The sequence below is a fragment of the Bacillus sp. JUb11 genome, from assembly GCF_024807925.1.
Classification (GTDB): Bacteria; Bacillota; Bacilli; order Bacillales; family Bacillaceae; genus Bacillus; species Bacillus altitudinis.
The window spans coordinates 48,567-62,072 of sequence record NZ_JANUEZ010000004.1 but is presented as its reverse complement, the minus strand read 5'-3'; the positions used below and the strand labels follow the sequence as shown (position 1 = coordinate 62,072).

Here is a 13,506-nt window from a genome sequence, read left to right as displayed (position 1 = left end):
TCAAAAGGGTGCGGTGGTATGGATTAAGAAAAAAGGAGTTTTCTCACATGCCGCAAAGAACCGCAGGAAAAGAAGTAACAGCGCTACTGGAAGAGTGGGGCGTGAAACATATTTATGGAATGCCCGGCGACAGTATTAACGAATTGATCGAAGAACTAAGGCATGAATCAAGCAAAATTCAATTTATACAAACAAGACATGAAGAAGTGGCAGCACTTTCAGCTGCAGCTGATGCGAAACTAACAGGCAAACTTGGTGTTTGTTTATCAATTGCTGGGCCAGGTGCTGTCCACTTATTAAATGGACTATACGATGCAAAAGCGGATGGTGCACCTGTATTAGCGATAGCAGGGCAGGTTGCCTCAACTGAAGTAGGCAGAGATGCATTTCAAGAAATCAAATTAGAGCGGATGTTTGACGATGTTGCTGTTTTTAATCAGCAAGTACAAACAGCAGAAGCTCTGCCTGACTTATTGAATCAAGCCATCAAAGCTGCGTATACCCATAAAGGGGTGGCGGTTCTCACTGTCTCAGATGATTTATTTTCTCAGAAAATTAAGCGGAGTCCCATTTATACATCACCTCTTTATGTAGAGGGAGATGTGCGGCCGAAGAAAGATCAACTGCTAAAGGCTGCTCAACTCATTAACAATGCGAAGAGGCCAGTCATCTTAGCAGGAAAAGGATTAAGAAATGCTAAAGAAGAACTTCTTTCGTTTGCAGAAAAGGCAGCTGCACCGATCGTCATTACACTTCCTGCAAAAGGTGTTGTTCCAGACAGGCATCCATACTTTTTAGGAAACCTAGGTCAGATCGGTACGAAGCCGGCATATGAAGCGATGGAAGAGTGCGATTTATTAATCATGCTTGGAACCTCCTTCCCATATAGGGATTACTTACCGGAAGACACACCTGCCATTCAATTGGATATCAAACCGGATCAGATCGGTAAAAGATATCCAGTAGAAGTGGGGATTGTAAGTGACAGTAAGACTGGTCTTCATGAACTAACCTCTTATATTGAATATAAAGAGCAGCGCGGTTTCCTTGAAGCTTGTACAGAGCACATGATGAAGTGGCGAGAAGAAATGGATAAGGAAAAATCTATTGCCACATCACCGCTTAAACCGCAGCAAGTCATCGCTAGATTAGAAGAAGCGGTAGATGATGATGCCATTCTTTCAGTTGATGTCGGTAATGTGACGGTATGGATGGCACGTCATTTCGAAATGAAGCAGCAGGATTTCATTATTTCCAGCTGGCTTGCCACAATGGGCTGTGGTTTACCTGGCGCAATATCAGCTAAATTAAATGAACCAAATCGCCAAGCCATTGCTGTCTGTGGTGACGGAGGCTTCACAATGGTGATGCAAGATTTTGTGACGGCGGTAAAATATAAACTGCCAATTGTCGTTGTGATCTTAAACAACAACAACCTTGGTATGATTGAATATGAACAACAGGTAAAAGGCAACATCAACTATGGTATAGAGCTGGAAGATATTGATTTTGCAAAATTTGCAGAAGCGTGCGGTGGTAAAGGAATCTCGGTGTCATCACATGAAGAACTAGCACCAGCCTTTGATCAAGCACTTCAAGCTGAGAAACCTGTGATCATTGATGTTGCGGTGACCAATGAACCACCGTTACCTGGTAAAATCACGTACACACAAGCAGCAGGCTTTAGTAAATATTTATTGAAAAAATTCTTTGAAAAAGGTGAGCTGGATACCCCTCCACTCAAGAAAAGCCTTAAACGCTTTTTCTAAACAGCAGGTAGTCGGTCTTCTAATTAGAAGACTGACTTTTTTTGTTGAATAGGTAAAATCATTTCAATTGTCACTTGTTTTCTTCTATATAAAAATATACAGACTGGATTTTTTGCAACTTAAAGCCTATTTTTCCAATTCGGTGAGAAAGGTAAAATAGACTTTATGATCAATAATGGAGGGAGTGGCTTAATCTGGGCAAGATACTTGATGCAAAAGCACTAACCAGTGCCATGGATACAAGGGCAAAACACTATCAGGAACTCCGCGAACAAATGATAGATTTAAAAAAGGCATTACAAGGTGTTGCCAATCTCGGTGACGACTTCACTGGAAAAGGTGCCGATAACATTAAAAGCTTCTACAAAGAACTCGCCGGAAATGTGGACATGTTTATTAGCTTCATTGATAAACAAAAAGCCTTTCATGAAGGTGTTTCTGGAACGCTTGATGATACAAATTTTGGCGGCGACACCTTTGTAGAAGAACACTTTTTAGACAACGCTGTACATATGGGAATCAAGAATGCCAAAAGCATCGTGAAGGATCAAAAAAAGGCACTCAAAACGATTTTTCAAGATATTGATGACCTCATTTCTCTGGAGGTATTTGATAGTAAAACCTTTGACGAAAAGATTGCAGATGCGGAAGATGAACGGAAGAAAACGGTTAAAGATTTAATAGAACTTGATCAAAATCTAAAAGATGAATATGCTTTGTCAGAGACTGAGGAGAAGGCTACAATGGCATTGTACGCAGAAATGATCAATGCCACAAATAACAGAAAGTCCATTTCGCCTATGAATTTTGACAAGAAAGCGTATCAAAATAGCGAAATCTACAAGGCAAAAAGCGATATTGAGAAGCAAACTTCTGAATATCTAAAAATCAAAAAAGATCAAGAAGAAGCTCGCAAGATTGCAAAGGAACAAGAAGCGCTAGCCAACCGTCCGTGGTATGAAAAAGCTCTTGATTACGGAGGAAATATCGTCAATGAACTGACAGGCGTGAACGATGCAAAACGTGCCGCAACAGGTGTCGATCCGATCACAGGTGAAGAACTTACCGCAGGCCAGCGAGTCGCCGCAGGCGGCATGGCAGCAGCAGGCTACATCCCGATTGTCGGCTGGGCAGGACGTATTTTCAAAGGCGGAAAAGCCGTCTATAAAACGACTCAAGCCACGTCCGCCGCAGTCAGAGCGGTCGACATTTACAAGACATCACAGAAGTCTTTCGATGCGTTGAAAACATCACAAAAAGGCTTATATGGACTCACCGCGACCAACGGCTTCAGCGAAGCGATTACGGGTCGAGACATGTTTGGAAATAAAGTCTCGAAAGAACAACAGGAAGCGAGTATGAATACGGCGCTTACAATGCTTTTACCGTTTGGATCGAAAGGTTTTCGTGGGAAGATGGGGATTAAGAGTACGAGTGAACTTAAGCATCCGGTTTTAGATAATCCAAGAGTAGGTAGTGCATTAAAAGATGATTTTTATCATAGATTTAATGATATTATTGACAACTATGCAGTTCATTCTAAAAGATTTGATTTGCCGAATAGAAGAGGACATATGGATTCGTTGTATCAAATTGAGGGATCAATGGTTAAGTATGAGACAAAGTTTGTAAAAATTAAGAATAATGCACCTGAAATGATACAGTCGAAAGAGATAAGAAATGGCGTGTTTGAATGGGTTGTAGATCCAACAACTAACAAAGTAACCCATAGAACTTTTATACCTGACGGCAAAGTTACAGGAAAAATAAATCAATGGGGGAAATAAAAAATTGTATAAAATTGAAATAATCAAGAAAAGTGGATTTGAATGTAATTGGGCTACGTTGTTTATTGGTAGACAGTATAATTTAATTCCTGCCTTAGAAGTAACAAACTATGCAGTGGAATATCTAGAAAATAACCCTCATGATGATAACGAGCTCATTCTTGAATTAGCGTGGGAACAAGAAGAAGTAAAGGTAGATGATATACTTGAAAGCATAATCTCTGATAATTCTTCGGAAGACATGACGAGAGAATATCATAAGTGGCTATATAGTATTATGAAAGAAGCGTATACTCACTCAACTGATGATACCATCTTTGAAGAAATTGAACATATTTTCTCAGTCTTTCACACGCCCGAAAATATGTATGTTTTTTTTAGAGAAGTATCAGACGCATTTTATTATCCCCATGATTCACAAAAAACAATGAAAGAACTTGTAGAAGAGTTTTTAGAAAATGAAAAACAATTGATTTTAAATAAGTAGAGAACTTAAAGAAAACGATGGATAAATAAGCCATCGTTTTTTCGTACATAAGATTGTTTGTCTAATGACCTTTCTCTTGAGCATAGGGATTTTCATGCAATTGCAGAAGTCCTTTGGTGATTGAATTCTACGTGGAATGTTATATATAGGATCATTTTATAAAATTTTGAAAGAAACGGTGAAAACATAGATTGACAATAAAATAAGTATCATATCCGAGAAATTTGAAAATAAAAATATGGGTGAACTCGTAGAAGGAATTACGATTATCATAGATAGAAAATTTCACCTTGATTTTTCTGATAAAATCAAGGTTTTTTAAACTGTAAATTCACTTTCATACCAAATCACCCCACACATAATTGGGAATCATATGTTAAACTAACCCAATCACCACAAAAAAAGGGGAATAAACCATGCTATGGATTTTCACACAAAACGAACAAAGTTTCGTTAATGTTCACGAAGTCACAGTAACCGGTAAAAAGATTGAAGGGTTTATCGCAGGCAGTGATTCTTGGGTCAAGACGCTCGGCAAGTATGACTCAAATGATCGAGCGTCAGAGATCCTTCAAGACATTGTGAAAGTAATTGAAAAAAACCCAAATGGTACGATGACCTATCGAATGCCTCAGCAGTAAAAAAAGAAACCACCTTTCCATCGCGAAAAGGTGGTTTTGTTTATGAAGGTGTTTTGGTAAAGGCTAAAAATAACGGGATGCCTGTGCCGACAAGTGTAGTGGCGAATAGGAACATACCGCAAATGAATAGAAAATGACTGGCTGAAAAGACGAGTGCCAGAATGAGAAACACGATGCTGAGTCCTGCCATGCTATATGATGGAACAAAGCGGCGTTTGTATGTGGCTTTCTTTGTTAGGAATGAGAAGAAAATGCCAAATAATAAAGGGACAATCCATAAGTAAAATAAAATAATAAGAGACATACATCATACCTCGATTTTTTCCTTCTATTTTATCAGATGCCAATCACAACGGATACTACAAAACTTCACTTTGTAAAATAGTTCATGCAATCGACACAATTAAGTGGGCTGATTGATCGAATTCGTTTTTTGTTTCATATATTCAGGCTGTAAAAGTGCGTACACACAGTGATCGGCAAAGTGGTCGCCTAGCCATTCACATTGTCTTAATATGCCTTCAAGTGAAAAAGATAAACGCTCTGCGATGCGTCTGCTTTTTTGATTATCAACAGCGGCCCTTATTTCAATGCGATGCAGACCGCACTCTTCAAATAAATAGTGAATGACCGCTTTGCATGCTTTTGTCATGATGCCTTTTCCTTGATAGCCTTCCCCGAGCCAATAGCCAATGGAAACCGTCCGATTAATCCAATGAATTTGGTGGGTGCCAATGATACCAACGAGTTCTCCATGTGACCAGATTCCAGCCTGAAAACCATTGTTTTGCAAAGCTTGTTGCATGGCACCTTGAATAAACGCCATGCTGTCTTCTTCTGTCTGCGTCGAATCGACCCATAGCATCCATTCACGTAAGTGCTCTCTTGAGCGTTGGATGAGCAGATACAGACTTCTCGCGTCTCTTGGTTCAAGCAGCCGCATGGATAGATCTTGATCCTGATAAAAAAACATGTGATCACATCCTCTCAAGGGAAATTCTACCACAACCCGATATAAAAGACAGCCTAATCACTGTCTTTTACATAAACGTATCCACAATTAAAAACACATTAAGTGCGACAACAAGAGCTGCTATCACCCAAGATATTCCGGTCACCCAGCGAGCATTCGTCAAATCGCCCATAATTCGTTTTTTACTTGTAAACAAAATGAGCGGAATTAAAGCAAACGCAATTCCAAATGATAAGACCACTTGACTCATCACAAGCGCAGATGTCGGATTGACTCCAGATGCAATGATCGCAATAGGTGGAATGATGGTAATCAGCCGGCGGACATACAGCGGAATTCGGTACTGAATAAAACCTTGCATAATAATATCGCCTGACAGTGTACCGACAGAAGAACTGGAAAGCCCGGCTACAAGCAGACCTACACCAAATAAGATCGCTGATACAGGACCTGCGAGAGTTCCAAAATGCTGAAATGCTACATCTAAATCCTCAACAAAAAGACCATTTTTAAAAAATAAAGCAGCTGCTACAATCAACATGCTGGCATTGATGGCGCCAGCAACTACCATCGCAATGAGGATGTCTAAAAACTCAAAACGAAAAATCAGCTTTTTCTCTTTTTCCGTTCTGCCGACGACTCTTCTTTGCGTTAAGGCTGAATGGAGATAGATCGCATGCGGCATCACCGTAGCGCCTAAAATACCAGCGGCAAGCAGTACGCTGTCTGTCCCTTCAAACCTTGGAATGAACAGTCCACCGGCGACACTTGCAAGATCAGGTTTGGCGACAAAGGTTTGTACAGCGAAAGCAATCACGACAACAAACAGCATGCCGGTAATTCCTGCTTCTAACGCTCGATAACCTCGTCTTTGGAGCTCTAAAATGGCAAAAGAACCGATCGCTGCAATAATCGATGCTTCAAGCAGCGGGATACGAAAGAGTAAGTATAAACCAAGGGCAGCCCCGATAAATTCGGCTAAATCTGTGGCGATAATGACGAGTTCGCCCTGAATCCATAAACCAATCGAGACTGGTTTTGGAAACTCTTCTCGAGCAATTTCAGGTAAATTTTTCCCTGTTGCGATTCCAAGCTTTGCAGACAAAGACTGGATGAGTAAGGCCATGAGATTGGATATGAGAATGACCCATAACAGAAGGTAGCCATATTTCGAGCCAGCTGCAATGTTGGTCGCAAAGTTTCCTGGATCAATATAGGCAATGGCGGCGATAAAAGCAGGCCCGAGAAAAGGAAGGAGCCTTCTAAATCCCTTCACCTTTCCTTCAAGTGCACGCTCCGCTGCCACTGACATGTGGGCTTGTGCCTCGATGTATTTGTTTGTCATATGTCATCACCTAGATTCTACAAAGTTTTGCTTTGGCACAAAAAGTTTCCTCGATGCAATTTTTAATCATCATATGCCCATCTTCATGAAAAGTCAACTATCTGAACTAATAGGTTTGTTTATCATATGTAAGTGAAAAAAATAGATACCTTGTCAATCAACACATAAAAAACACCGCCTCTTATCTTAGGCGGTGCATCCTCTGCTTCCTCTTCTTTTGTATCGTTTTTTAAGAAACCCTTGATCCAACGCTGCGGAAGATCAAGCTTAAAATAATGACGAAAATGGCTGCTCCTAAGATCGCTGGAATGATCGCAAATCCTGCCAGACTAGGACCCCACGTTCCAAGTAATCCATGACCAATCCAAGCACCTGCAAGCCCAGCAATCATTGAACCGATCCAGCCTCCTGGTACACTGCCTCCAGCGAGTGCACTCCCAATGAGACCAATGACAATCGCCACAACTAATGAAATCAGAAATCCTAACATGTTGATCACTCCTCTTTTGTTTGTTTACTAAGCAATAACCGTTTTAAAAGAGATTAAAACCTTTCGGAACCACTTCAATGTTCGATACGTATGATGGACAAGGATTGTGTATAATAACAGACATATACATGAACGGCATCTAAGGAGGCAAATGGCATGGAGGAAAGAGAGTGGCTAAAAGCACAATTAAAAGAGATTGAAAAATGGGAGAAAGACCAGCAAAAGGTATGGTTTTGGGAGAAACTCAGCCGGCTTCCATTTCAAATGCTGGACAAGCTGACCCCTGCCTTTATTCAAAAGAAAATCGGTGTGTTATTAGATGAGATGGGGCACTACATTCAATCAGGCGGTGTCTATTTGACGTCAGAGAAAGGCATTATTCATCAATTTCAAAAGAAATGTGCTGATGAATCGATTCAGCGTATTGAAGATATTGAGGCGGCTCCGATTGAGATCATGGATGCCATTAGTGATCAGATGGGGAAAAATCGAACAAACCTCGCCACTGTACAAGGTGCGACAACAGGTGTCGGAGGTATGTTTACATTAGCGGCAGATATTCCGGCTGTCCTCGGTCTCTCTTTAAAAACATTACAGGATATCGCCGTCACCTATGGCTATGATCCGAAAAATAAAGAAGAACGAGTCTTTATCATTAAATGTTTACAGCTGAATTCTGCTGACGTTGTTGGGAAAAAATCAATATTAAAAGAGCTGAAGAGCTATCATGCATCAGAAGGGAAGCACGAAAACATGATCTCTCAAATTCAAGGATGGCGTGAGGTCGTATATAACTACCGTGATTCGTTTGGCTGGAAGAAGCTGTTTCAACTTGTCCCAATTGCGGGGATTTTGTTTGGTGCAGCGTCCAACCGCTCACAGTTAAAAGGAATTGCCGAAACAGGCATCATGCAATATCGAAAGCGCAGAATATTAACAAGATTAGAGGAGCTCGCTCAGCAAGAACAGCGTGACTCCGGCGCATAAAAAAATCCCTTTCTCGAAGGGATTTTTTATTTGGTCTCAGCATCTTCTTCAAACGCTTGAATCGGAGAATATTCATAGCGTGCCCGGAGCTCGCGGATTTGTTTGATCAAGGTTGAACCGATGATCCTTCCTGCTTCATCATACAAAGGATCGAGCGCCTTCATCCATTTTTGCCGCTCTGCTGGTGTTAATTCGTGTATGGCAATTGGAGATTCGCGTTTAATATCCTCCAGCTGATCCTTGTTCATTTGTTCGGCATGTTTTTCGTTCCATGCCGTTGTTTCTTCCATCGCTTCGAGTAAAATTCGCTTCGTCTCAGGTGTTTGACGATCAAAAAAGGATTGATCTGTTAAGACGACATACCCTAAATACCCGTGATTACTGATCGTCATATAGTCTTGTATATGATAGAATTTTTTTGAATAAATATTTGAAATTGTATTTTCTTCACCGTCTACTTTTTTTGTTTCTAGCAGCTGAAATGTTGAATTAAACGATTCCTGATAGGGTTTTGCGCCAAGAAGCTTGAATTGCTTTTCAATCATATCACTTTGCATAATACGGAGAGATTGCTTTTTTAAATCACTAGGCTGCTTGATTGGGCCTTTATTCGAAGTGATTTGCTTAAAGCCATTTGTCCAGTAGGCCATTCCCTTTAGTCCGTCTTTTTGCAGTGTGCCGAACAGTCTCTGTCCAATCGCACCATGTAACCCTTCTTGGACAGCATCGTAGTTAGAAAAGGCAAAGGGCAGATCAAGTGCCAGCCATTCAGGAGATAGCATGCCGAGCTTTGACGTAGACGGAGCAATAAATTGAACTTGATTCTCTTTTAGTGCATTAATTTCTTCGATATCAGAATAAAGACTCCCGTTTGAAAAGATTTGAATGCTGATCCTGCCGTCGGATTTTTCGTGAACAAGTTCAGCAAATTTCTTTGCAGCCAGCCCTTTTGGGGTATTATCTGCGACAACATGGCTGAATTTGAACACAAGCTGATCCTTCAGCCCAGTCTGTTCATCGTCGAAGATCGTCGCTGATTTAGGCATCATATGATAAAAACCAAAGTATAAAGCGGTTACAAAACCGATGATGAGCAATAGCGTATAGGCGAGTAAATTCTTCATGCGTCAGATCCCCCTTATGTCAAGGATACTTGACAGAGGAAGAATTCGTAAAGATACAGGTGAAAAAATGATGAGAAATCGACTGAAATTACAACAATTATCTATTAGATGGAAGCTCACCATCCTCACATATTTCGTTGTCATTTTTGCCCTTTTAATCGGAGGAATTGTTCTGGTCGGGGGAATTCAGCAAACAGAGGAACGAGAACTTCGAAAAAGGCTCATGAACACGGCAAGAACAGTAGCTGAGATGAATGAGGTAAAGCAGGCATTGGATGATCAGACAAAGGAGCGTGCGCAGTTACAGCATGCCATTGAAGAGATTCGGATTATCCAAGATGCTGACTACATTGTTGTCATGGATATGGATCACGTGCGATTGACACATCCAGTAAAAACAAGGATAGGCCAGCGCTCTGAGGGGACAGATGAAGAACCTGCCTTTGCAGAGCATATCTATTTCTCAGAAGCACAGGGAGAGCTTGGCACAGCCATTAGAGCCTTTTATCCAGTAAAGGATGAAAAATTTAACCAAACAGGGGTTGTACTAGTCGGAAGAACATTGCCGAGTATGGCAGATATATTAGGAGAAATGAAGCAGGATATCCTCATGATCCTTTTGCTGACGCTCAGCTTCGGGCTTGTCGGTTCATTTTTGCTCGCCCGTCATATTAAACAGCAAATGTTTAAGCTGGAGCCACATGAGATTGTCAGAATGCTAGAGGAACGCACTGCTACCTTTCATTCCATTAATGAAGGGGTCATTGCCATTGATAACCAGCACATGATCACCATTTTTAATGAAAAAGCAAAGCAAATTTTCAGCGTGACAGGTGATGTAGTGGGCCGAAATATTTGGGATGTGCTATCAGATACAAGGCTTCCAGAAATCATTGACCGCGCAGAACCCGTCTACAATGAAGAAATTCATATGAGCGGAAAGCGGATCATGAGCAGCCGAATTCCGATTGTGATGAAAAAGAAAATCATCGGAGCGGTTGCGATTTTTCAGGACCGGACAGAGGCGGCCAAATTGGCGGAGGAATTAACCGGGGTGAAGAACTTCGTTGATGGCCTGCGGGTGCAAAATCATGAACATATGAATAAGCTTCATACAATTGCGGGATTAATTCAGCTGGGGAAAGCCGATCAAGCACTCGATTTAGCGTTTCAAACGACCGAAGAACAGGAGCATGTGACGGACTTTCTCCACCGTGTGATACAGCATGACGCAGTGGCTGGTTTATTGATGAGCAAGATAAGAAGGGGCAAGGAGCTTGGAATCAAGGTTGAAGTAGATGAAAATAGCAGTCTGCGCGATTTCCCAGAGCGGCTGGATCAGCATGATATGACGAAGCTACTTGGCAACCTGATCGAGAACGCCTTTGCCGCGTATGATACTGTAGAAAGAGACACAAAACTCATTTCTATTAGTATTGATCAAACAGAGGATGTCCTCGCGATCTTAATTGAAGATTATGGTTCTGGAATAGAAGAGGACATGATTCCTCATATTTTCGACAAAGGCTTTACTCACGGTAAAGAAGGCGGAACAGGCTACGGACTGTATATTGTAAAAACGATTATCGACAAAGGAATGGGAAATGTAGAAGTCACATCAAGCATCGGCATTGGTACCACCTTCTCAATCGAATTCCCAATGACAATAGAGGAGAGAGACAGATGACTCAGATTAAGGTGCTATTAATTGAAGATGACCCGATGGTGCAAGAAGTCAATAAAGAGTTCATTAAGAGCGTCCCTGGCTTTCAAGTTGCGGCTGTAGCAGGAAATGGCGAGCAGGGCATCCAGCTGATCAAAGACATTCGCCCAGATCTTGTGGTGCTCGATGTGTATATGCCTAAAAAAGATGGCGTCAAAACACTGCAAGACATCAGAAAGCAAAAGATGCAGGTGGATGTGATTGTTATTTCGGCAGCAAAGGACAAAGAGACGATCGGCACCATGCTTCAAAATGGTGCCCGAGATTATATCATTAAGCCATTTAAGTTTGAACGGATGAAAGAATCTCTTGAAAGCTATAAAGCGTTCAAATCAAAAATTCGTACCGCAGCAGAATTTTCTCAAGAGATGCTCGATGATATCATACGAAAGCCTGCGGTTAAGCAGGAAGAGACATGGCTTCCTAAGGGGCTGAATGTGCATACGATGAATGAAATTAAAGCCTATATGCGTCTGCAAGAAGGAGCGCAGTCTGCAGAGGAAGTCGCCAATGCACTTGGGATTGCACGTGTCACGGCACGCCGTTATTTAGACTTCCTTGTAAAAGAAGGCGAGCTGAAATTAGATATGCAATATGGCGGGGTCGGACGCCCTGTGAATAAATATATCGTACATTCTGACTAAGAGACCAAAAAGACCAAAATGTACGATATGTCCATAAGCTTCACAGCCTTTGATGAAATCGCTATCATTTATCTACAGATAATAGTTAAGCGTTTACATCAAAGGGTGAGGGAGTTGATTTTTTATGAAGAGGCTATTGAAGAACCTGACATTTCAGGTCATTGCAGCTGTCATTATCGGGATCATTGTTGGGATGGTTTGGCCAAACGTCGGGAAAGAAATGAAGCCGCTTGGTGACACATTTATTAATGCAGTGAAAATGGTCATTGCACCCATTATTTTCTTAACCATTGTTCTTGGAATTGCCAAGATGGGGGACATGAAAAAGGTTGGAAAAGTTGGGGGAAAAGCTTTTATCTATTTTGAAGTTGTGACGACGCTTGCGCTTGTCATCGGACTGTTTGTGGTCAATATCATGAAGCCGGGAGCAGGTCTTGACTATAGTAAGCTTGAAAAAGGGGATGTCTCGCAATATACCCAAAATGGGGGACAGGGTATCGACTGGATGGAGTTTGTCACACACATTGTGCCATCTAACATGGTAGATGCCTTTGCAAAGGGAGATATTTTACAGGTCTTATTCTTCTCTATTTTATTCGGTGTTGCGCTCGCTGCACTTGGCGAGAAGGGGAAAGGCATCATCGAATGGCTTGATAAACTGTCGCTTGTCTTCTTTAAAATCATTGGTTACATCATGCGTGCCGCACCATTAGGGGCATTTGGAGCAATGGCTTATACAATCGGACACTTCGGTTTAGCTTCAATTAAACCACTGGCTAGTCTGATGCTTTCCGTTTATATGACGATGTTCCTGTTTATTTTCGTCGTGCTGAACATCATTTGTAAAATGTATGGCTTCAGCCTGATCGGTTACCTCCGTTTTATCAAAGATGAAATTTTAATTGTTCTTGGCACAAGTTCGTCAGAATCTGTCTTGCCAAGAATGATGGATAAAATGGAACGCTACGGGTGCTCTAAGTCGGTCGTTGGACTTGTCATTCCGACAGGCTATTCCTTTAACTTAGATGGAACCTCAATCTACTTGTCCATGGCCGTGGTCTTCTTAGCACAAGTGTTTGGGGTTGACCTATCCATCGGACAGCAAATCACGATTATCCTTGTTCTGATGCTCACATCAAAGGGAGCAGCTGGAGTCACAGGAAGCGGATTTATCGTGCTGGCTTCTACACTTGCTGCACTTCAGGTTATCCCGCTAGAAGGTCTTGCACTGCTATTAGGGGTCGACCGTTTCATGAGTGAAGGAAGAGCGATTACGAACCTGATTGGAAATGGAATTGCTACAATTGTTGTAGCGAAAAGTGAAGGGGAATTTGACGAAGCGAAGAGTAAAACAGCGCTTCAGGAAATGCGAAATATCAAGCAGGCTGTTTAGTATAAAAACAACCAAAAACCGAAACCTTATGTCTACATGGGGTTCGGTTTTTTCTTGTGTAAAAAAAGAAAAAACATAAAAGCTTGATTAATTTAGGACGAATCGTAAGACCTCATTGACCTTTTGTTATATAATTTACAGAA

The 13,506-nt window shown here is 41.4% G+C and carries 13 protein-coding genes; 8 read left to right on the top strand and 5 right to left on the bottom strand.

What is annotated here, in order from left to right; translation table 11 throughout:
- Positions 1 to 47: 47 nt before the first annotated feature.
- From M2369_RS08770 to M2369_RS08755, 4 genes are all read left to right on the top strand, one after another.
- A complete protein-coding gene (locus M2369_RS08770) occupies positions 48 to 1,769 on the top strand; it encodes a pyruvate oxidase (RefSeq protein WP_041508293.1) in 1,722 nt (573 codons plus the stop codon).
- A 194-nt stretch (positions 1,770 to 1,963) separates the two neighbouring features.
- Complete coding sequence (locus tag M2369_RS08765; protein ID WP_259254136.1) at positions 1,964 to 3,556, top strand: ribonuclease YeeF family protein; 1,593 nt, start codon at positions 1,964 to 1,966, stop codon at positions 3,554 to 3,556.
- A 4-nt stretch (positions 3,557 to 3,560) separates the two neighbouring features.
- Positions 3,561 to 4,043: a DUF2247 family protein gene (locus M2369_RS08760; RefSeq protein WP_041507159.1), complete on the top strand. Its 483-nt coding sequence runs from the start codon at positions 3,561 to 3,563 to the stop codon at positions 4,041 to 4,043.
- A 416-nt stretch (positions 4,044 to 4,459) separates the two neighbouring features.
- On the top strand, positions 4,460 to 4,684 hold the full coding sequence (locus M2369_RS08755; RefSeq protein ID WP_041507158.1) for a hypothetical protein: 225 nt from the start codon (positions 4,460 to 4,462) through the stop codon (positions 4,682 to 4,684).
- Positions 4,685 to 4,724: 40 nt separating this feature from the next.
- Here the strand turns inward: M2369_RS08755 and M2369_RS08750 are convergent, their stop codons facing one another.
- The 4 genes from M2369_RS08750 to M2369_RS08735 all read right to left on the bottom strand — a co-directional run bounded on the left by M2369_RS08750 (position 4,725) and on the right by M2369_RS08735 (position 7,492).
- Positions 4,725 to 4,988: a hypothetical protein gene (locus M2369_RS08750; protein WP_008346966.1), complete on the bottom strand. Its 264-nt coding sequence runs from the start codon at positions 4,986 to 4,988 to the stop codon at positions 4,725 to 4,727.
- Between the two features lie 99 nt (positions 4,989 to 5,087).
- Complete coding sequence (locus M2369_RS08745; RefSeq protein WP_008346964.1) at positions 5,088 to 5,657, bottom strand: GNAT family N-acetyltransferase; 570 nt, start codon at positions 5,655 to 5,657, stop codon at positions 5,088 to 5,090.
- Between the two features lie 67 nt (positions 5,658 to 5,724).
- Positions 5,725 to 7,002 (bottom strand): Nramp family divalent metal transporter, encoded by a 1,278-nt coding sequence (locus M2369_RS08740; RefSeq protein WP_041507157.1) that lies wholly within the window; start codon positions 7,000 to 7,002, stop codon positions 5,725 to 5,727.
- Positions 7,003 to 7,231: 229 nt separating this feature from the next.
- Positions 7,232 to 7,492, bottom strand: a complete 261-nt coding sequence (locus M2369_RS08735; protein WP_003214275.1) for a GlsB/YeaQ/YmgE family stress response membrane protein — start codon at positions 7,490 to 7,492, stop codon at positions 7,232 to 7,234.
- A 156-nt stretch (positions 7,493 to 7,648) separates the two neighbouring features.
- Here M2369_RS08735 and M2369_RS08730 point away from each other — a divergent pair, with 156 nt between their 5' ends.
- Positions 7,649 to 8,479 carry an EcsC family protein gene (locus M2369_RS08730; RefSeq protein ID WP_045035105.1) on the top strand — a complete coding sequence of 277 codons (831 nt, stop codon included), beginning with the start codon at positions 7,649 to 7,651 and terminating at the stop codon, positions 8,477 to 8,479.
- 26 nt (positions 8,480 to 8,505) lie between these two features.
- Here M2369_RS08730 and M2369_RS08725 read toward each other — a convergent pair whose 3' ends face one another.
- Positions 8,506 to 9,603: a TRAP transporter substrate-binding protein gene (locus M2369_RS08725; RefSeq protein ID WP_056703470.1), complete on the bottom strand. Its 1,098-nt coding sequence runs from the start codon at positions 9,601 to 9,603 to the stop codon at positions 8,506 to 8,508.
- Between the two features lie 67 nt (positions 9,604 to 9,670).
- Between M2369_RS08725 and M2369_RS08720 the strand changes: the two genes are divergently transcribed.
- The 3 genes from M2369_RS08720 to dctP all read left to right on the top strand — a co-directional run bounded on the left by M2369_RS08720 (position 9,671) and on the right by dctP (position 13,363).
- Positions 9,671 to 11,290, top strand: coding sequence for an ATP-binding protein (locus M2369_RS08720; protein WP_041507162.1), 1,620 nt, complete (start codon positions 9,671 to 9,673; stop codon positions 11,288 to 11,290).
- Positions 11,287 to 11,970, top strand: a complete 684-nt coding sequence (locus M2369_RS08715; protein ID WP_039166112.1) for a response regulator — start codon at positions 11,287 to 11,289, stop codon at positions 11,968 to 11,970. Before M2369_RS08720 ends, M2369_RS08715 begins: the two co-directional genes overlap by 4 nt.
- Positions 11,971 to 12,094: 124 nt before the next feature.
- Positions 12,095 to 13,363, top strand: coding sequence for a C4-dicarboxylate transporter DctP (gene dctP / locus M2369_RS08710; RefSeq protein WP_041507155.1), 1,269 nt, complete (start codon positions 12,095 to 12,097; stop codon positions 13,361 to 13,363).
- Positions 13,364 to 13,506: the final 143 nt, after the last annotated feature.

What these genes read in the sequence shown, in the direction of transcription:
- dctP (WP_041507155.1), top strand. Translation starts at nt 12,095, where the DNA reads ATGAAGAGGCTATTGAAGAACCTGACATTTCAGGTCATTGCAGCTGTC.
- M2369_RS08745 (WP_008346964.1), bottom strand. Translation starts at nt 5,657, where the DNA reads ATGTTTTTTTATCAGGATCAAGATCTATCCATGCGGCTGCTTGAACCA.
- M2369_RS08720 (WP_041507162.1), top strand. Translation starts at nt 9,671, where the DNA reads ATGATGAGAAATCGACTGAAATTACAACAATTATCTATTAGATGGAAG.
- M2369_RS08750 (WP_008346966.1), bottom strand. Translation starts at nt 4,988, where the DNA reads ATGTCTCTTATTATTTTATTTTACTTATGGATTGTCCCTTTATTATTT.
- M2369_RS08770 (WP_041508293.1), top strand. Translation starts at nt 48, where the DNA reads ATGCCGCAAAGAACCGCAGGAAAAGAAGTAACAGCGCTACTGGAAGAG.
- M2369_RS08730 (WP_045035105.1), top strand. Translation starts at nt 7,649, where the DNA reads ATGGAGGAAAGAGAGTGGCTAAAAGCACAATTAAAAGAGATTGAAAAA.
- M2369_RS08740 (WP_041507157.1), bottom strand. Translation starts at nt 7,002, where the DNA reads ATGACAAACAAATACATCGAGGCACAAGCCCACATGTCAGTGGCAGCG.
- M2369_RS08735 (WP_003214275.1), bottom strand. Translation starts at nt 7,492, where the DNA reads ATGTTAGGATTTCTGATTTCATTAGTTGTGGCGATTGTCATTGGTCTC.
- M2369_RS08715 (WP_039166112.1), top strand. Translation starts at nt 11,287, where the DNA reads ATGACTCAGATTAAGGTGCTATTAATTGAAGATGACCCGATGGTGCAA.
- M2369_RS08725 (WP_056703470.1), bottom strand. Translation starts at nt 9,603, where the DNA reads ATGAAGAATTTACTCGCCTATACGCTATTGCTCATCATCGGTTTTGTA.
- M2369_RS08755 (WP_041507158.1), top strand. Translation starts at nt 4,460, where the DNA reads ATGCTATGGATTTTCACACAAAACGAACAAAGTTTCGTTAATGTTCAC.